Raw genomic sequence first — 17,046 nt, 5'->3', positions numbered from 1 at the left:
TGCCATGGCTCCGCCATGACGCCCTCCTCCGCCTTGCGATGCACGGCACCAGACCCCGCTCCCTGATCCGGCCTGATCCAAACGAAAGACCCTAGGCCGCCAGGCGCTCGGCGAGGGACTTCGCCTTGGTGCTCGCTTCCTGGTGGGCCCGCTCGCGGGAGGCCTCGAAGAGCGGGACCAGCTCGGCCATGGCCGGGTTGTGCGGGGCCATGGTGAGCTCGGGGACGATGAAGTCCAGGTCCAGGGCGAGGGTGTCGGCGAGGATCGCCCGCAGGTAGTTCTGGACGAACTCGAACGACTCCCTCGGGGTGCCGGGGGCGTAGGAACCGCCGCGGCTGGCGACGACGGTGACCGGCGTGCCCTTGGCGGTGGGGGTCTCGCCCGCGGTGCGGCCGAAGAGGATCACGTTGTCCAGCCAGGCCTTGAGGGTGGACGGGATCGCGTAGTTGTACATCGGGGCGCCGATCAGCACCGCGTCCGCCCGCTCCAGCTCCTCGATGAGCCGCACGCGCTCGGCGAAGGCCGCCGCCTGCTCGGGGGAGTGCGCGGCGGGATCCGCGAACCCGGCCGTGTGCGCGTCGGCGGTGATGTGCGGCACGGGGGTGGCGGCGAGGTCCCGGTAGATCACCGTGCCCTCGGGGTGCTGCTCCTCCCAGGCCTTGCGGAAGGCGGTCGTCACCGCGCGGGACGCGGAGCCGGCGGTGGGGAACACGGACGAGTCGATGTGCAGGAGTGTGGCCATCGGGGGTCTCCCATGAGCGGTCGTTCGGGCGCACGTGCCCAGGGGTGACGGACACCCCCAGGACGTGCTGCGGTTTCGTACTCAACTATGGATATCACAGGGACTTACTTTTTTTCATCCCCGTACGACGGCACAGTATCCTGGGGGCATGGCGGTCGAGCAGACTCACGACGTGGAAGCGTGCAAGCAAGTGGACGGCGGCATCACGCGCGTCTTCCAGTTGCTCGGAAAGCGATGGACCGGCCCGATCGTGGCCGTGCTGGTGGAGCAGCCCGCGCACTTCGCGGACCTGCGCAGGGCCGTGCCCGGCATCAGCGAACGCATGCTCTCCGACCGGCTGACCGAGCTCGGCGCCGCCGGCCTCGTGGTGCGCGAGGTCGACGAGGGGCCTCCGCTGCGCGTCTCCTACCGGCTCACGGCTTCCGGCGCCGCGCTGGAACCGGCCCTGCGGGAACTGGGGGAGTGGGCCAAGGTGCACCTGCCGGACAGCGGGCCGTGCCCCTGACCGGTGCGTCCGCGTAGCCGCCGCCCGTACGAATGGGACACGGGGTGCTTCGTCACGCGTGCTGCGCCGCGTGACGCTGCGTGCGCAGTGTCTCCAGCAGGCGCAGCCAGATCTCGCTCGCCGTGGGGTAGCTGGGTACGACGTGCCACAGCGTGGACACGGGGAGGCGGCCGACGATCGCCGTGGTCGCCGAGTGCACGAGTTCGGCGATGCCGGCGCCCGCGAACGTCGCCCCCACCACCACGTCGGTGGCGCGGTCGACCACGAGTTTGGCCCGGCCGCGGTAGTCGGCGCGCATGACATAGGTGCCGGCGAGCGCGCCGAGGTCGTACTCGACGACCTCGACGTCGATCCCGGCGTCCCGCGCCTGCCGTTCCGTCAGGCCGGCGCTGCCGACCTCCGGGTTCGTGAAGACGACCTGGGGCAGGCCCACATGTCCGGCCGCCGAGGACGGCAGCTCGGCCGAGCCGGCGGCGCGCGCCGCGATGACCTCACCGACGATCCGGGCCTGGTACTTGCCCATGTGGGTGAGCAGCGCCCGTCCGCACACGTCGCCGATGGCGTACAGCCAGCTGCCCGAGGCGCCGCGTACGGACTGGTGGTCGTCGACGTCGAGATAGCCGCCGGGGGAGAGGCCGACGGTCTCCAGGCCGATGTCGTCGGTGTTCGGGGTGCGGCCGGTGGCCACGACGATCTCGTCGGCCTCGATGACGGTGCCGTCGTCGAGGGTCACGCTCGCCGCTCCGCCGTGCACCCGGCCCTGGCCGGAGTCCTGGGCGTCGGACCGCCGCACCTCGGCCAGGGTGCGGCCGAGACACAGGCGTACGCCCGTCTCGCGCAGCTCCTCGGCGACCAGCGTGCCCGCGAACGGTTCGTTCCGGGCCAGCAGCCGCTCCCCGCGGTGGACGAGGGTCACCTCGGCGGTGCCCAGTCCCCGCAGCCAGGTGGCCGCCTCGCAGGCGACCACGCCACCGCCCACGACGAGCACCCGGCGCGGCACCTCGCGCATCGTGGTCACATCGCGTGAGGTCCACGGCAGCGCGGCACGCAGCCCCGGAAGGTCCGGTACGGCCGGACAGGAGCCGGTGTCGATGACCACGGCGTGCCGGGCGGTCAGCGTCCGGTCGGAGCCGTCCGGCCCGCTGACCACGATCGTGCGCTCACCGGCCAGTCGCCCGTAGCCGCGCACCACGTCGATCCCGGTGTTCAGCGCCCAGTGCACCTGGGAGGTGTCGTCCAGACCGTTGATCACGGCGTCGCGCCGGGCCAGCACCGGGGCGGGGTCCAGGCGTGCCGTCAGACCGGGCAGATGGTCGGCCGCGTCGACCACCTCGACCGGGCGCAGCAGCGCCTTGCTGGGCATGCAGGCCCAGTACGAACACTCGCCGCCGACCAGCGCGTCCTCGACGAGCACCGAGGACAGGCCGGAGAACTGGCTCGCGTACTGGGCCGCGTTCTCCCCCGCCGCCGCGGCGCCGAGGACGATCACGTCCCAGTCGGAGTGATCCGGGTCCACGGCTGCCGTCATGAGATCCTCCCGGGTCGCCCGTCCACCGAGGCGGCGAAGTGCGCGGAATGCGTCAAATGCGATGACTATCCGAAATGTAAATACTGCGGCGAAGCGTCAGCCTAACTGCCCTGGCGCTCTCCCGCGCGAAGAATCTCCTCGGCCTCCGCCTCCTGCTCCAGGCCCACCGTGGTGGTGACCCGCACGACGCAGGGGCGCCGCGGCATCGACCCGAATCCGAACCGTACGGGGGGCTCGAAGGGGGCGAGCGGGCCGAGGACCCGGCCCTCGTTGACGGCGGTCGCCGAGATGACCGGGCTCAGGTCGCGCGCCCCGTACCACTCGCGTCGCCCGTCCACGGCGGCGCCGCGGGTGCGCGCGCCCAGCCACAGTCGTGCGGCCGGATCGGTCACCACGGTCCAGGCCGGCCAGGCGGCGAGGGCGCCGGGCACGGCCCGCAGCACGAACCCCGGGAGGCCGCGCCGCCCGACGGTCAGGCGCAGACCGAGCGAGGCCGCCTCGACGGCCCAGATCGGTCCCACCACATTCACTCGTACGGGCGTTACCTGTACGTCGTCGAAGGTGTACGTGCCGGTGATGAAGTCCGCCGTCTCCCAGGTCGGGGAGAACAGCGCACGGTGCCCGTCGGCTCGTTCCAGCATCACGTCACTGAACGGCCCGAACGGCGATCGCGTCCAGTGCCCCACCACGACGCGTGTGCCGGAGGCCGTCCCGATGCCGGCGATCCAGCCGTCGAAGCGCAGCCGCGGGGAGGAGGGCACGCGGACCACCTGCCCGGCGCACGGACCGCCAAAACCGGCGGTCACGCGCTTGGCCGTGCCCGGCGCGGCCCTCAGCGGGAACCCGCGTCGGGGCCGCCGCTGCCGGTCCGGGCCGGTTCCGGCCGGGTGGCAGGCGGCTTCGGGCCGGCCTTGGACGACGTACGGCGGCGGCGCAGCAGGAGCCGTCGTGCGGGGCTTTCCACCGCCTCGTACAGGACCCAGGACAGGGCGAGGGACACCGTGAACGCGACGGCGGTGACGGCCACGCCCGTCGTCAGGCCGAAGCGGGGGCGGTTGCCCAGCACGCTGATGCCGGCCCGCAGAACCAGGAGGTGGATCATGTAGAAGGCGAACGAGAGTTCCCCCAGTCGCACCAGCGGGCGGTGCCGCCACAGCGAGGGCAGCCCCCGCAGGTCCGCCACGGCCGCCGCCGGGATGAGCAGGGCGAAGCCGATGACGGGGCAGGTGGCGGCCGGGTACCCGTCGCTGACCTGGGGGACGAGGAAGTAGCCGATGATCGCCAGGGCGAGCGAGGCCTCCAGCCCCGGTCCGCGCCAGCGGCCGAGGAGCACCAGCCGGGCCGTGCAGACGCCGAGCACGAACTCGGGCAGGCGGGCCGCCGGGAAGGAGCTGAGCTGCTGGCCGAGCCAGTGGTGCGTGTCGGCCCAGGCCATGAGCAGCACCGTCAGCACCGAGACCGCGCCCAGCGCCGCCGCGCCCCGGGCGCCGACCCGGCGCAGGACCAGGAGCAGCGCGGGGAAGGCGGCGTAGAAGAAGGCCTCGCAGGCCAGTGACCAGCTGACGGGGTTCAGCGTCTGCCACCACGGGCCCCACCAGGCGTGGATCAGCACGACGTTGGCCAGGCCCTGGGAGAGCGTGGGCAGCGGCCAGCGGGTCAGCGTGCAGGCCATGACCAGGGCGATCGCCGCGGTGGCGAGGTGGACCGGGTAGACGCGGGCGACGCGCCGTCGCCAGAAGGCGAGCACGCGGTCGTGCGGGCGAGCGGACCACGTCAGGACGAACCCGGACAGCACGAAGAAGAACGACACTCCGGTGGCGCCGCCGCCGAAGGCCCACGTCATGATGCGGCCGCCGCCGCCTCCGAAGTAGCGGAAGTTGTGCACGTGCAGCCCGAAGACCAGCAGCGCTGCCATCCAGCGCAGCCCGGTGAGGGAGGGCAGCGAGGGCCGGGAGGCGGCGGACGGAGGGTTTCTCGCGGTCGCGGCGGTCGCGGCGGTCGCGGCGCTCGTGCCGGTCGTGGCGGAGTTCGTCGTTTCGGTGGCGGGAGGCGTCCGGGTCGCCTTGGTCGCCGTCGTCATCGTGTCCCCTGTCGGAGCGCGGTCGTCAGTGGCATGAAACGGAAGGTTGCCCGTTCCTCTCCTTTCAACCCGGTCTCACGGGAAACATCACACCGGCGCCGGGGCGCTCTGTTGACGGAACATTCCGGATGGCGCACACAGACACCCGTATGGGCGAGCCCCCGGCATCGGAAAGCACCGGAAAGCAGCCGAAAGCGCCCGGGAATGCCACGAGGGACACCGCTGTTACAGGTCATGGTTGGCATGCCCGAGTCAAGATCCGGGCGTGGGTGAAGGGAGAACCCCCATGGCACGCAGCACCGTGCGCCCCGTGGTCCGTCTGAAGTCGATCGCCGGGACCGGCGTCACCTACGTGACGCGAAAGAACCGTCTCAACGACCCCGACCGGCTCGTCCTGCGCAAGTACGACGCCGTGGTCGGCAAGCACGTCGCCTTCCGCGAGGAACGCTGAAACCGGCCGTCCGCCCCACGGCGGACGGCGCTGAGGAAGGAAACACCATGAGGCCCGGCATCCATCCCGTGTCCCGGCCGGTCGTCTTCCGCGACCGCGCCGCGGGCGCCCTGTTCCTGACCCGTTCGACCGCGGCCGCCTCCCGGACGATCGCGTGGGAGGACGGCACCGTCCACCCGCTGATCGACGTGGAGACCTCGTCGGCCGGCCACCCGTTCTACACCGGCACCTCGCGGGTCGTGGACACCGCCGGCCGCGTGGAGCGCTTCGAACGCCGCTACGGCCGCTCGGCCCCGGCCCACCGGTGACCCGGGCCCGCGGCCCCCGCACGAGAAGGAGTCAGGCATGAAGGTGCGCAAGTCCCTGCGCTCGCTGAAGTCCAAGCCCGGAGCCCAGGTGGTGCGCCGCCGAGGTGTGACCTTCGTGGTCAACAAGAAGAACCCCCGCTTCAAGGCCCGCCAGGGCTGACGAACCGCTCCGAGCAGTCCACCGGCCCGGTCCCGCGACACGCGGGGCCGGGCCGCTGCTCGTCGTGTCCCGGCCGGGTCCGGGCCCTGCCCGAGTGGCGCCCGTTCGGGTGATCTGCCGTGCGGCCCGAAAACGCGCGCGACCAAGGAATACGGGCCCGGTGAACTCTTCGCCTCCGCAGTGCGATCGATCAGAAGTGGCAACGTGACGGTGGCCGACCGAAACTGAAGCTCGCGGTTCTTGATCAGCGAAGAGCGCGCGGTTCCGTGGCTTCCGATGGCACACGTCCTCCAGGAGATCGCATGGTGGAGCAATCCTCCAAGGTCCACATATCCGGGCCGGACGAAGAAGCCGTCATACCCGGGCCTGACGAAACAGCCGTCATATCCCGGGCGGACGAAGCGAACGTCACCGGACGCAATGGCAACGGCGCGGTGGGGACGGACACCGAGAGGAAACTCGCGGAGGTCCTGGCGGACGTCGTGAGCGTCGCGGAGGTTCCGGCCGACAGCCACTTCTTCCACGACCTCGGAGCCAACTCCATGGTCATGGCCCAGTTCTGCGCACGGGTCAGGAAGCGGGCGGACCTGCCGTCCGCGTCCATGAAGGACATCTACCGGTACCCCACGATCCGCAGCCTGGCCGAGGCCCTGGCGGCCACCGCCCCGCCCGCTGCCGACGCTGTCGGTTCACCGCCCCCGGCACCGCCGTCGCAGGAGAACACGGCGCGGCCCCCGGCGACGCGCACGCACAGGTTCAGCCATGTGCTGTGCGGGACGTTCCAGTTGCTGGTCTTCCTGGGGTATTCCGTCGTCGCCGGATTCGTCACCGCCACGGGCTACGAATGGGTCGCCACCGGCAATGGCCTGGCCGACATCTATCTGCGGTCGCTGCTGTTCGGCGGTATCGGTTTCATCGGCCTGTGCCTCTTCCCGGTCCTCGCCAAATGGATTCTCGTCGGCCGCTGGAAAGCGGCCGAATTCCCCGTCTGGGGCCCGGCCTACATGCGCTTCTGGCTCCTGAAGGTGCTGCTGCACGCCAATCCGATGATCTTCTTCGTCGGAAGTCCGCTGTACGTGCTGTACCTGCGGGCACTGGGCGCGCGCATCGGCAAGGGAGTCACGATCCTCACCCGCTTCGTCCCGGTCTGCACCGACCTGCTGACGATCGGCGCCGGCACCGTGATCCGCAAGGACTCGTTCCTGCTCGGCTACCGGGCGCACGCCGGTCGCATCCAGATCGACGGGATCACGCTCGGCCGCGACGTGTACATCGGCGAGAAGACCGTCCTGGACATCGGCGCCTCGATGGGCGACGGCGCACAGCTCGGTCACGCGTCCGCCCTGTACCGCGGCCGGGCCGTTCCGGACGGTGAGCACTGGCACGGCTCCCCGGCACAGCCCACGCAGACCGAATACGTGCGGGTCCCGCCGGCGAAGTGCGGCGCGTTCCGCCGTGCCTGGTTCGCTCTCGTCACCCTGCTGCAGCTGTTCTTCCTGTACATACCGCTGTTCGTCGGCGGGACGTACATGCTGTTCACCGCGGTGCCGGCGATCGGCAAGCGACTCGACCCCGAGACGGCCGTGCTGTCCCGGTCGCAACTGATCCCCGACGCGCTGGCCCTCTCCGCGGTGCTCTTCCTCGGCTTCCTCGTCCTGGGCCTCGTCGTCCTGTACACCGTTCCGCGGCTGCTGCACCTGACCGTCACGCCGGACCGGGTCTACCCGCTCTACGGATTCCACTACGCGATCCACCGGATGACGGCGCGCATGACGAACATCCGGTTCTTCGCCTGGCTCTTCGGTGACAGCTCCTACATCGTCCACTACCTCCGCGGCCTCGGATACGACCTGTCCCGGGTCGAGCAGACCGGGTCCAACTTCGGCACCGAGGTCCACCACGACTCACCGTTCCTGGTGTCCGTCGGCAGCGGAACGATGGTGGCCGACGGCCTCTCCCTCATCAACGCCGACTTCTCCAGCACGTCCTTCCGGATGTCCAGGACGACGATCGGCCCGCACAACTTCCTCGGCAACAACATCGCCTATCCGCCGGGCGGGAGAACGGGCGACAACTGCCTGCTCGCGACCAAGGTGATGATCCCGCTCGACGGCGAGGTCCGCGAGGGCGTGGGACTCCTCGGCTCACCGTGCTTCGAGATTCCCCGGTCGGTGGAGCGCGACGCGCGCTTCGACGACCTCAGGACCGGTGACACACTGCGCCGCCGGCTGGCCGCCAAGAACCTCTACAACACCCGCTCGATGCTCCTCATGCTGTTCGTGCGGTGGCTGCACACCTTCTTCCTCACGCTGCTCGCCCTCGCCTCGGTGGACCTCTACGGTGTGCTCGGCCACGTGGTGATCGCCGGATATCTGGCCTTCACGCTCGCATTCACCACCCTGTGGTACATCCTGCTGGAGCGCTGCATCACCTCCTTCCGCGGGCTGAGCCCCCAGTTGTGCTCCATCTACGACCCGCACTTCTGGTGGCACGAGCGTCTGTGGAAGGTTCCGGACGAGCACCTCAACATCTTCAACGGAACCCCCTTCAAGAGCCTCGTCTGGCGCATGCTCGGCGTGCGCATCGGCAGCAGGGTGTTCGACGACGGCTGCTATCTGACGGAGCGCACGCTCACCACCATCGGCGACGAGTGCACCCTCAACGCCGGCAGCAAGATCCAGTGCCACTCGCAGGAGGACGGCACCTTCAAGTCCGACGGCACCACCCTCGGTGCCGGCTGCACGCTGGGCGTCGGCGCCCATGTGCACTACGGCGTGACGATGGGCGACGGCGCGGTGCTGGCTCCCGACTCCTTCCTCATGAAGGGCGAGGAAGTCCCGCCGTACGTCCGGTGGGGCGGCAACCCCGCCGAGGACCTGCCGGACCTCGTCGACCAGCCCCGTGGCAGTGGCCCGGCGGCGACGACGTCTTCGGTCGACACCGCCGCCACGACGGCGCGTTGAGAGAGGCCATCCGATGGGAGCGCGTGTGGAAGCGGACCGCGAGTTCTGGAGCCGGGTGCTGACCGCCGGCGGTTACACCGCCGTGCCGCGGTGGGCGGGGGAGCCGGTGCCGGGAGTGGCCGAGCACGAGGCGGTGGTGCCGGACGACGTGTCGGCCGCGGTCCGCGGGCTGGCGCAGGAGGTGGGCGTGCCGGTCGGCGCGGTACTGCTGGCGGCGCACGCCAAGGTGCTGGCCGCGCTGTCCGGCGAGCAGGAGGTGGCGACGTGGTACGCCGCCGGGGTGCCGAGCGGACCGCTGCCCTGCCGTCTGACCGTCGCCCCGGGAACGTGGCGCGCGCTGCTGTCGAGCACCTCGCAGGCCGAGGCGGACATACGGGCGCACCGGGACTTCCCGGTGGCGGAGCTGCGCCGGGAACTCGGCGCTGCGCAGGAGCCGTACGAGATCGTGTTCGACCCGATGGGCGCCGAGGACGCGCCCGAGCACGTCGACGGCGCCGTCCTGCACACGTGGTGGCGCAACCGCGACGGACGGTTCGTGCTGCGGCTGCGGTACCGCACGGACGTGCTCGACGCCGACGGCGCGGCCCGCATCGGTGGCCATCACCTGACCGCGTTGCGCCGGATGACGGATCAGGTCGACGCCGAACACACGTGGCAGAGCCTGCTGTCGGCCGACGAGGTGCGCGAGCAGCTCGAAGGGTTGGCCGGCCCCAGCCGGTCGCTGCCGCGGGCGCGGGCCCACGAGCTCTTCGAGCAGCGGGCGCGGGCACATCCGGAGGCGGTCGCCGCGGTGTGCGGCGAGCAGGCATGGACCTACGGCGAACTCAACGCCCGAGCGAACCGGTTGGCGCGGGCGCTGCTGCGCCGGGGACTGGACCGCGAGGACGTCGTCGCGGTGGTCACCGAACGCAACCTCGACTGGCTCGCGGCGACGCTGGCGGTCTTCAAGGCGGGCGGCGTCTACCTGCCGATCGAGCCGCACTTCCCGGCCGACCGCATCAAGGCGACGCTGTCGCGCGCGGGTTGCCGCCTGGTGCTGACCGAAAGCGGCAGCACCGACACCCTCGACCGGGCGCTGACCGACCTGCCGCGATGCGAGCGGCTGCTGATCGAGGCGGCATACGCGGAACCCCACACCGACGGCGACCGCGACAGCGATGTCGCGGTGCCGGTCGACGCCGACCAACTGGCCTACATCTACTTCACCTCCGGCTCCACCGGCGAGCCGAAGGGTGCCATGTGCGAGCACGCGGGCATGCTCAACCACCTCTACGCCAAGATCGACGACCTGGGGATCGACGAGGGCTCCGTCGTGGCGCAGACCGCCCCGCAGTGCTTCGACATCTCGCTGTGGCAGCTGGTGTCCGCGCTGCTGGTGGGCGGACGCACCCTGCTGGTCGGGCAGGACGTGATCGTGGACGTGGAACGGTTCGTCGACACGCTCGTCCGCGAACGCGCCGCTGTGGTCCAGGTCGTGCCCTCCTACCTGGAGGTGGTGGTCTCGTACCTGGAGCAGCACCCGCGCGAACTGCCGGACCTGCGGTGCGTGTCGGTCACCGGCGAGGCACTGAAGCGGGAGCTGGTCCAGCGCTGGTTCGCGATCCGCCCCGGGATCAAGCTCGTCAACGCCTATGGGCTGACCGAGACCTCGGACGACACCAACCACGAGGTCATGGACCGGGTGCCCGAGCGCGTGCTGCTGGGCCGCGCGGTCAACAACGTGCGCGTGTACGTCGTCGACGAGCGGCTGTCGCTCGTCCCGCTGGGCGCGCCGGGCCTGATCGCGTTCTCCGGTGTCTGCGTCGGACGGGGTTATGTCAACGATCCCGAGCGCACCCGCGAGGCCTACCGCGAGGACCCGTACCGGCCGGGCGAGCGGCTCTACCTCGGCGGCGACTGGGGCCGCTGGCACCCGGGCGGCAAGCTGGAGTTCCTCGGCCGGCGGGACAACCAGGTCAAGATCCGCGGCTTCCGCATCGAGATCGGGGAGATCGAGAACGCCCTGCTGCGCGTGGACGGGGTACGGGACGGCGCGGTGGTCGTCGCCGAACGGGCCGACCAGAGCAAGCACTTGATCGCCTACTACACCGGTCGCGAGCGGCGGACGGACGAGCTGCGCGAGGCTCTGGGCGCCGTACTGCCCGCCTACATGGTCCCCTCGGCCTTCCACCGGCAGGACGGCCTGCCGCTGACCGCCAACGGCAAGATCGACCGGAAGGCCCTCACCGCGCTGGCCCAGCAGACCGCGCCCGACGCGGACGGCGAGGTCACCGCGGAGGACCGGGCCCCGCTCACCCCGACCGAGCGGAAACTGGCGGCGGCCTGGGCCGAGCTGCTGGGCGTGCCCGAGCACCGGATCGGCCGCGACGACCACTTCTTCGACACCGGCGGCACCTCCCTGTCGGCCGTGAAACTCACCATCGCGCTGGACCGCGCGGTGTCCCTCAAGGACATCACCGGTCACCCCGTACTCGCCGACCTGGCCGCGCTCCTCGACGGCACCACCGGCATCCGCCCGGGACTGCTGCAGCCCCTGTCGGAAGCGGGCGGTACGGCGGAATGCGCCCTGGTGTGCTTCCCGTACGCGGGCGGCAACGCCGTCAACTACCAGCCGATGGCCAGTGCGTTGGCGGGCAGCGGCCTCGCCGTGTACGCCGTGGACCTGCCCGGTCACGATCTGGCCGCCCACCAGGAGCCGTTCGCGCCGATCGCCCGGGTGGCGGAGCAGGTCGTCGCCGAGATCACCGCGCGCGGTCTGACCCGGGTCATGCTGTGGGGCCATTCCTCGGGTACCGCACCGGCCTTGGAGACGGCGCGCAAGCTGCTGGAGCGCGGCGTGGACGTCCCCCGGGTGTTCCTCGGCGCGCAGCTGCTCGGCACCGCCGCCGAACGGCGTGCCGCCATCGACGAGTTGTCCGGCCGGAGCGACGCGGAGATCGCCGCGCGGCTGACCGCGGACAGCGGCTACACCGAGCTCGCCGAACTGAACGCCCGGCACGCCGAACACGTCGGTGCCGCCTACCGGCACGACTGCGTGTCCGCACACGGCTATTTCGCGGGCGCCCTCGACGCCCCGCCGATGGCGAAGCTGTCCGCACCGGTCACCGTGGTCGCCGCCGCCGACGACCCGAACACCCCCGGCCATCGCGACCGCCACCAGGACTGGCGGCTGCTGGCCGACCACGTCGACCTGTACGAACTCCCCGACGGCGGCCACTACTTCCTGCGCACCCGGCCGGTCGGTGCGGCACGGGCCGTCCAGGCCGCCACCGCACCCCTGGCCTCCTCCTGATCCTGAGGCTCACGAGCCTCCCCCCCAGCGGCAACCGAAAGGAAACCGAGATGTCGTCCTCACCCCTGACAGCACCGCCCGACGTGGAGCTGCGGCCGGACAGACCGGCGATCCTGCGCACCGAGCGCCCCGGTGACCCGGTGAGCTGGGCGGCCGCGAACCGCGAGGCGCTGCGGGCGCAGGTCACCGAGCACGGTGCGCTGCTCGTCCGGGGCCTGGGCCTGCGGGAGCCGGATCAGGTCGGTGCCGTCTTCGCGGAGCTGTCCGGCGGCCTGATGACGGAGCGCGAGGCCTTCGCCCCCCGGCAGACGTACGGCCCGGGGCTCTACTCCTCCTCGACCTGGCCGGCCAACCAGCCGATGTGCATGCACCACGAGCTCAGCTACACGCTGGAGGTCCCCGGCCTGATGCTGTTCGCGTGCACGACGCCGCCCGGCGAGGGCGGGGCGACCGCGGTGGCAGACGCGGAAGAGGTGCTCCGGGCGCTGCCCGCCGCGCTGGTCGAGCGGTTCGAGCGCGAGGGCTGGCTGCTGACCCGCAGTTACAACGACGAGATCGGGGCGTCCCTCGCCGAGTCCTTCGGCACCGACGACCACGCCGCCGTCGAACGCTACTGCCGTGCCAACGCCATCGACTTCACCTGGCAGCCCGACGGCTCCCTGCACACCCGGCAGCGCCGCAGCGCCGTGGTGCGGCACCCGCTCAGCGGCCGGCGGTGCTGGTTCAACCAGATCGCCTTCCTCAACGAGTGGACGCTCGCGCCGGAGGTGCGCGAGTACCTGGTCGACGTCTACGGCGAGGACGGGCTGCCCTTCAACACCCGCTTCGGGGACGGCACTCCGATCGAGGAGGACGTCGTCCAGCTGCTCAACGCCACCTACGAGAAGCACACCCGCCGCGAGCCCTGGCAGGCCGGCGACCTGATGCTCGTCGACAACATCCGCACCGCCCACAGCCGTGAGGCCTACGCCGGCGAGCGCGAGGTGCTGGTCGGCATGGCCGAGCCCCGGCGGTTGCCCGACGGCTGCCCGACCCCGGAGGCGAGCGAGCGATGAGCGACGTCCTGTCACCCGCCACCGAGCGCTCCACGAGCCGGCCGGACACGGTGCCGTCCTTCGCGGTCATCTCCGGCGGCCAGGTGGAGCAAGCACTCGGCGGGCACGAGAAGGAGATCGTGGAGCTGGTCGAGGCCACCTACCGGCTGCACGGCGCCGGGTACTCGGTCAATCCGCCGTCGTACTTCCTGCGCTTCCCCGACCGGCCCACGGCTCGGATCATCGCGCTGCCGGCCTCGATCGGCGGTTCGGTCCATGTGGACGGCCTGAAATGGATCTCCAGTTTCCCGGCCAACGTGAGCGCCGGGCTGCCGCGGGCCTCCGCGGTGCTCATCCTCAACGACCACGACACGGGCTACCCGTTCGCCTGCCTGGAGAGCTCCATCATCAGCGCCACCAGGACCGCGGCGTCCGCCGCGCTGGCGGCCGACTGGCTCAGCCGCACCCGGACCCGCCCCACCCGTGTGGGCTTCTTCGGTACGGGACTGATCGCCCGCTACATCCACACGTTCCTGGCCGGCACCGGCTGGACGTTCGACACGGTCGGCGTGTACGACGTGTCCGCCGAGAGCACCGCCGGCTTCTCCGGCTATCTGCGGCAGACCGGCAGCACCGCCGAGGTCGCCGTCCACCAGAGCCCGGAGGATCTGATCCGCTCCAGCGACCTGGTGGTCTTCGCGACCATCGCCGGTGAACCCCATGTCACCGACCCGTCCTGGTTCGACCACCACCCGCTCGTCCTGCACATCTCCCTGCGCGACCTCGCCCCGGAGATCCTGCTCGACTCCGCCAACATCGTCGACGACGTCGAGCACTGCCTGAAGGCCGACACCTCCCCGCACCTGGCCGAACAGCGCACCGGCAAGCGTGACTTCCTCGACGGCACCCTCGACGACGTCATGTCGGGACGGGTGACCGTGCCGGCCGACCGGACGGTGATCTTCTCGCCGTTCGGACTCGGCGTCCTCGACCTCGCCGTCGGCAAGTACGTCTACGACGAAACAGCCCGCGCGGGGGACCTCCGTCTCATCGACGACTTCTTCCACGACCTGCGCCGATACGGCTGAGGAGATGTCCTCGGCCCTGGCACCAGGAGGCCACCGTGCCCGTCATATCCGCTCCGCACGCCTTCAACGAAGGCCGGCTCTTCGTCGACCTTGAGCCGGTGCTCGGGTGCTCCCTCTATCTGAAGTGCGAGGGCTTCAACTTCGCCGGCTCCATCAAGTTGAAGGCCGCGAACGAGATGGTGGAGAACGCCGAGCGCGACGGCGTCCTGACGCGCGACTCGATCCTCGTCGAGTCCTCGTCGGGAAACCTCGGTGTGGCGCTCAGCATGATCGCCGCGAGCAAGGGTTACCAGTTCCTGTGCGTCACGGACTCCCGGTGCAATCTGTCGACCAGACTGCTGATGGAGGCGCTGGGCAGCCAGGTGCACATCGTGGCCGACCTGGACTCCAACGGCGGCTTCCTCGGCAAACGGATCGACTACGTCCGTGCGCTGTGTGCGTCCGACGACCGGTACGTGTGGCTCAGCCAGTACACCAACGCGGGCAACTGGCGGGCACACTACCGCACGACGGCGCTGGAGATCGCCGGCCAGTTCCCGCAGCTGGACGTGCTGTTCATCGGCGCGGGTACCACCGGCACCCTGATGGGGTGCGCGCGCTACTTCCGGGAGTGGCATCGCCCGGTGCGGATCGTCGCCGTGGACAGCGTGGGCTCGGTCGCCTTCGGCGGCAAGCCGGGCCGCCGGATGATTCCCGGCCTCGGCATGAGCATGCGCCCCCCGCTGCTCGACGAGTCCTTCGTGGACGAGGTGATCCGGGTGGAGGAGCGGGACACCATCCGTACCTGCCACCGACTGGCCCGGCGCGGGTTTCTGTTCGGCGGCTCCACCGGAACCGTGGTCAGCGGTGCCTCGGACTGGCTCGCCGGGCACGACGCGCGCGGCCTCACGGCGGTCGCCATCGCCCCGGACCTCGGTGAGCGCTACCTCGACACCATCTACCAGACCAACTGGCTGCAGGATCTGTACGGCGATCACGTGCTCAACCCCGAGTACGACGGCGAATACGCCGAGAACGCTGAGGACGCCGAGAGCACCGAGGACGCCGAGACGGTCAACTCCGTGCCGAAGAGGTCGGACTCACCGGAGACGGTCAAGTCCGCACCGCAGGTGACGGACCGCCGGCGCAGATCGTAGCGCCGCGCAACCCGCGCCCACGGCCGGGGACAGGTCCGCCGCGGCGGACCGGCCCCCGGCCGTGAGTGTGCGGGGAGCGGGGATCAGTGCGAGTCGATGAGACCGTACGCGGGCACGGTCACCGTCCGGGCACCGGGCGTGCCGCCCAGGATCACCTTGCGGAGGGAGACGTTGTTGCTCTGGCTCGTCTCCAGCAGCTTGTGCTCGGGGTTGGCGAGCACCTGGATGTAGTACGTGCCATTGGGCAGGCCGGTGACGTCGAATGACTGACCGGGACGGTACTGGCTGTACGTGTCGCCGTTGCCGACGTCCAGCGCCTCGCGCACCGACACCGAACTCCGCTCACCGCAGGCGGTGGCCAGGTCGGTGTTCTCCGGGTGCCAGTTGGCGTTCTTCACCGTGTAGTCGATGGCGTCCGTGTCGGCCAGGCAGAAGGCCTCCTTGCCGCTGCGGACGATCTCCTTCTGGTCCGCGCCGAGCAGCCGGTAGCTGGCGAAGTCGGTGAAGTGCCAGTGCTCGTGGCCCTCCCGCGGGTCCCACTCCATGGTGCCGGTGGGGGTGTAGCCGACCTGCTTGCCCTTGGCGTCGAAGAAGTACTGGTAGGCGTCCATCTTCTCCTGGCCGGGCTTGCGGAAGCCGTCCACGACCAGCGGTGCCGGGCCCCCGTTCCACACCGTCGCGCTGAACGCCAGGTACTCCTTGCCCGGGCCGGCGAGCCCGTGGTTCCCGTCGGAGCCGTCGGTGAGCGCGATGCCGTAGGCGGGCAGCGCGCGCAGGTCGGGCTTCGGCATGACGGCCGCGTTCCCCCGGCGGCCGGTCGGACGGTGGGCGTTCGGCTTCAGTGCCGAGGACCGGGAGCCGGAACGCCCGGCGGCGACGCCGTGCCCCCCGCCGTCGTCGGTCTCACGGACCGTCACCTTGATGGTCTGCGGCTGATCGGCCATGCCGAAGAGGTCGCGGTACTTCTTGGCCACGGACACCTTGGCCGTGTACTGACCGGCCGCCAGGTTGACGGGACCGCTGTTGTAGTCGGGGGCGAGGGAGGCCGCCCAGCCCTTCTGCGTGCCCCACACAGAGCCGAGGGTGAAGGGGTTGTCGGAGCAGCGCTCGGGATAGGGCGAGGTGGCCGGGGCGTCCGGGCGAATCCGGCCGGACGAGGTGTTCGGGCAGAACGACTGCGTCGTGCTGAGCACCTTGGCGCCCGTGGCGTCGGTGAGCGTGACCTGGAGGAACCCGGGCAGTCCCGTGAAGTCCTTGAGCAGGCCGGCGGGCAACGTCTTGGTCCGCGTGGTGCTGCCCTGCCGCATGATCTGCTGGGCCACCACGGGGTCCTTGTAGGACTTACGGGTCACCCGGAATTCGAGGGGCGCCTTATCGACGGTGATGTACGCGCCCAGGTCCAGGTAGACGCCCGGTTCGCCCCGCCACCGGTCGACGGTGACCGAATCGGAGGCGGCGATCAGTTTGAGCTGGGGTGCGGCGGGTTGAGCGGGGTGGGGTGCCGCGGCGGCCGGCAGGGCGCCCCCGACCCCCATGGTGATGGTCGCGGCGGCCACGAGTGCCGACCGTCGTAACCGGTTGGTGTGAAGTCTCGTCATCACGTCCTCGTTCGAGTGTGCCGGAGCGGCGTCCGGCAAGCCGGTGCCGCGCGGCCGCTCCATGTGCCGTGCGGTGCGAGAGGTGCTTGAGCGGCCGGCGCGGTTGTGCGTAATCCATGTGCCGCCTGTGAAGAAGGTGTTGGGCCGCTTCGGGTTGCCTC

At 70.8% G+C, this 17,046-nt stretch carries 14 protein-coding genes; 9 read left to right on the top strand and 5 right to left on the bottom strand.

Annotated elements, in window-relative coordinates; genetic code table 11:
* Positions 1–91: 91 nt before the first annotated feature.
* Positions 92–742, bottom strand: a complete 651-nt coding sequence (locus tag ACWGKT_RS45435; RefSeq protein WP_235453659.1) for an FMN-dependent NADH-azoreductase — start codon at positions 740–742, stop codon at positions 92–94.
* Between the two features lie 148 nt (positions 743–890).
* On the opposite strand from ACWGKT_RS45435, the gene ACWGKT_RS45430 reads away from it, so the two are divergent.
* Entirely contained in the window at positions 891–1,247 is a 357-nt protein-coding gene (locus ACWGKT_RS45430; RefSeq protein ID WP_235453658.1) for a winged helix-turn-helix transcriptional regulator, read from the top strand.
* A gap of 52 nt (positions 1,248–1,299) precedes the next feature.
* On the opposite strand, the gene ACWGKT_RS45425 is transcribed toward ACWGKT_RS45430, so the two are convergent.
* The 3 genes from ACWGKT_RS45425 to ACWGKT_RS45415 all read right to left on the bottom strand — a co-directional run bounded on the left by ACWGKT_RS45425 (position 1,300) and on the right by ACWGKT_RS45415 (position 4,855).
* Positions 1,300–2,775 (bottom strand): dihydrolipoyl dehydrogenase family protein, encoded by a 1,476-nt coding sequence (locus ACWGKT_RS45425; RefSeq protein ID WP_453278332.1) that lies wholly within the window; start codon positions 2,773–2,775, stop codon positions 1,300–1,302.
* Positions 2,776–2,876: 101 nt separating this feature from the next.
* The gene (locus tag ACWGKT_RS45420) at positions 2,877–3,536 is read right to left on the bottom strand and encodes a hypothetical protein (protein WP_453278331.1); all 660 of its coding nucleotides are present in this window, start codon (positions 3,534–3,536) and stop codon (positions 2,877–2,879) included.
* A 71-nt stretch (positions 3,537–3,607) separates the two neighbouring features.
* On the bottom strand, positions 3,608–4,855 hold the full coding sequence (locus ACWGKT_RS45415) for an acyltransferase family protein (RefSeq protein WP_453278330.1): 1,248 nt from the start codon (positions 4,853–4,855) through the stop codon (positions 3,608–3,610).
* A gap of 286 nt (positions 4,856–5,141) precedes the next feature.
* On the opposite strand from ACWGKT_RS45415, the gene rpmG reads away from it, so the two are divergent.
* The 8 genes from rpmG to sbnA all read left to right on the top strand — a co-directional run bounded on the left by rpmG (position 5,142) and on the right by sbnA (position 15,287).
* Positions 5,142–5,306: a 50S ribosomal protein L33 gene (gene rpmG / locus ACWGKT_RS45410; protein WP_453278329.1), complete on the top strand. Its 165-nt coding sequence runs from the start codon at positions 5,142–5,144 to the stop codon at positions 5,304–5,306.
* Positions 5,307–5,353: 47 nt separating this feature from the next.
* Positions 5,354–5,614, top strand: coding sequence for a type B 50S ribosomal protein L31 (locus tag ACWGKT_RS45405; protein WP_453278328.1), 261 nt, complete (start codon positions 5,354–5,356; stop codon positions 5,612–5,614).
* 37 nt (positions 5,615–5,651) lie between these two features.
* Complete coding sequence (gene ykgO, locus ACWGKT_RS45400) at positions 5,652–5,774, top strand: type B 50S ribosomal protein L36 (RefSeq protein WP_046586208.1); 123 nt, start codon at positions 5,652–5,654, stop codon at positions 5,772–5,774.
* A 302-nt stretch (positions 5,775–6,076) separates the two neighbouring features.
* Positions 6,077–8,737 carry a Pls/PosA family non-ribosomal peptide synthetase gene (locus ACWGKT_RS45395; RefSeq protein ID WP_453278327.1) on the top strand — a complete coding sequence of 887 codons (2,661 nt, stop codon included), beginning with the start codon at positions 6,077–6,079 and terminating at the stop codon, positions 8,735–8,737.
* Between the two features lie 13 nt (positions 8,738–8,750).
* Positions 8,751–12,029, top strand: a complete 3,279-nt coding sequence (locus tag ACWGKT_RS45390; protein ID WP_453278326.1) for a non-ribosomal peptide synthetase — start codon at positions 8,751–8,753, stop codon at positions 12,027–12,029.
* Positions 12,030–12,079: 50 nt separating this feature from the next.
* Positions 12,080–13,084: a TauD/TfdA family dioxygenase gene (locus ACWGKT_RS45385; protein WP_453278325.1), complete on the top strand. Its 1,005-nt coding sequence runs from the start codon at positions 12,080–12,082 to the stop codon at positions 13,082–13,084.
* On the top strand, positions 13,081–14,151 hold the full coding sequence (gene sbnB, locus ACWGKT_RS45380; RefSeq protein ID WP_356155463.1) for a 2,3-diaminopropionate biosynthesis protein SbnB: 1,071 nt from the start codon (positions 13,081–13,083) through the stop codon (positions 14,149–14,151). The genes ACWGKT_RS45385 and sbnB overlap by 4 nt, the downstream gene beginning before the upstream one ends.
* Positions 14,152–14,186: 35 nt before the next feature.
* Positions 14,187–15,287, top strand: coding sequence for a 2,3-diaminopropionate biosynthesis protein SbnA (gene sbnA, locus ACWGKT_RS45375; protein WP_356155460.1), 1,101 nt, complete (start codon positions 14,187–14,189; stop codon positions 15,285–15,287).
* 83 nt (positions 15,288–15,370) lie between these two features.
* Here sbnA and ACWGKT_RS45370 read toward each other — a convergent pair whose 3' ends face one another.
* Positions 15,371–16,885 carry a lysyl oxidase family protein gene (locus ACWGKT_RS45370; protein ID WP_453278324.1) on the bottom strand — a complete coding sequence of 505 codons (1,515 nt, stop codon included), beginning with the start codon at positions 16,883–16,885 and terminating at the stop codon, positions 15,371–15,373.
* Between the last annotated feature and the right edge of the window lie 161 nt (positions 16,886–17,046).

The organism is Streptomyces sp. NPDC054794, assembly GCF_053611585.1.
The sequence above is the reverse complement of the archived record's forward strand: the minus strand, read 5'-3'. Positions and strand labels throughout refer to the sequence as shown.

What these genes read in the sequence shown, in the direction of transcription:
- ACWGKT_RS45435 (WP_235453659.1), bottom strand. Translation starts at nt 742, where the DNA reads ATGGCCACACTCCTGCACATCGACTCGTCCGTGTTCCCCACCGCCGGC.
- ACWGKT_RS45430 (WP_235453658.1), top strand. Translation starts at nt 891, where the DNA reads ATGGCGGTCGAGCAGACTCACGACGTGGAAGCGTGCAAGCAAGTGGAC.
- ACWGKT_RS45425 (WP_453278332.1), bottom strand. Translation starts at nt 2,775, where the DNA reads ATGACGGCAGCCGTGGACCCGGATCACTCCGACTGGGACGTGATCGTC.
- ACWGKT_RS45415 (WP_453278330.1), bottom strand. Translation starts at nt 4,855, where the DNA reads ATGACGACGGCGACCAAGGCGACCCGGACGCCTCCCGCCACCGAAACG.
- rpmG (WP_453278329.1), top strand. Translation starts at nt 5,142, where the DNA reads ATGGCACGCAGCACCGTGCGCCCCGTGGTCCGTCTGAAGTCGATCGCC.
- ACWGKT_RS45405 (WP_453278328.1), top strand. Translation starts at nt 5,354, where the DNA reads ATGAGGCCCGGCATCCATCCCGTGTCCCGGCCGGTCGTCTTCCGCGAC.
- ykgO (WP_046586208.1), top strand. Translation starts at nt 5,652, where the DNA reads ATGAAGGTGCGCAAGTCCCTGCGCTCGCTGAAGTCCAAGCCCGGAGCC.
- ACWGKT_RS45395 (WP_453278327.1), top strand. Translation starts at nt 6,077, where the DNA reads ATGGTGGAGCAATCCTCCAAGGTCCACATATCCGGGCCGGACGAAGAA.
- ACWGKT_RS45390 (WP_453278326.1), top strand. Translation starts at nt 8,751, where the DNA reads ATGGGAGCGCGTGTGGAAGCGGACCGCGAGTTCTGGAGCCGGGTGCTG.
- ACWGKT_RS45385 (WP_453278325.1), top strand. Translation starts at nt 12,080, where the DNA reads ATGTCGTCCTCACCCCTGACAGCACCGCCCGACGTGGAGCTGCGGCCG.
- sbnB (WP_356155463.1), top strand. Translation starts at nt 13,081, where the DNA reads ATGAGCGACGTCCTGTCACCCGCCACCGAGCGCTCCACGAGCCGGCCG.
- ACWGKT_RS45370 (WP_453278324.1), bottom strand. Translation starts at nt 16,885, where the DNA reads ATGACGAGACTTCACACCAACCGGTTACGACGGTCGGCACTCGTGGCC.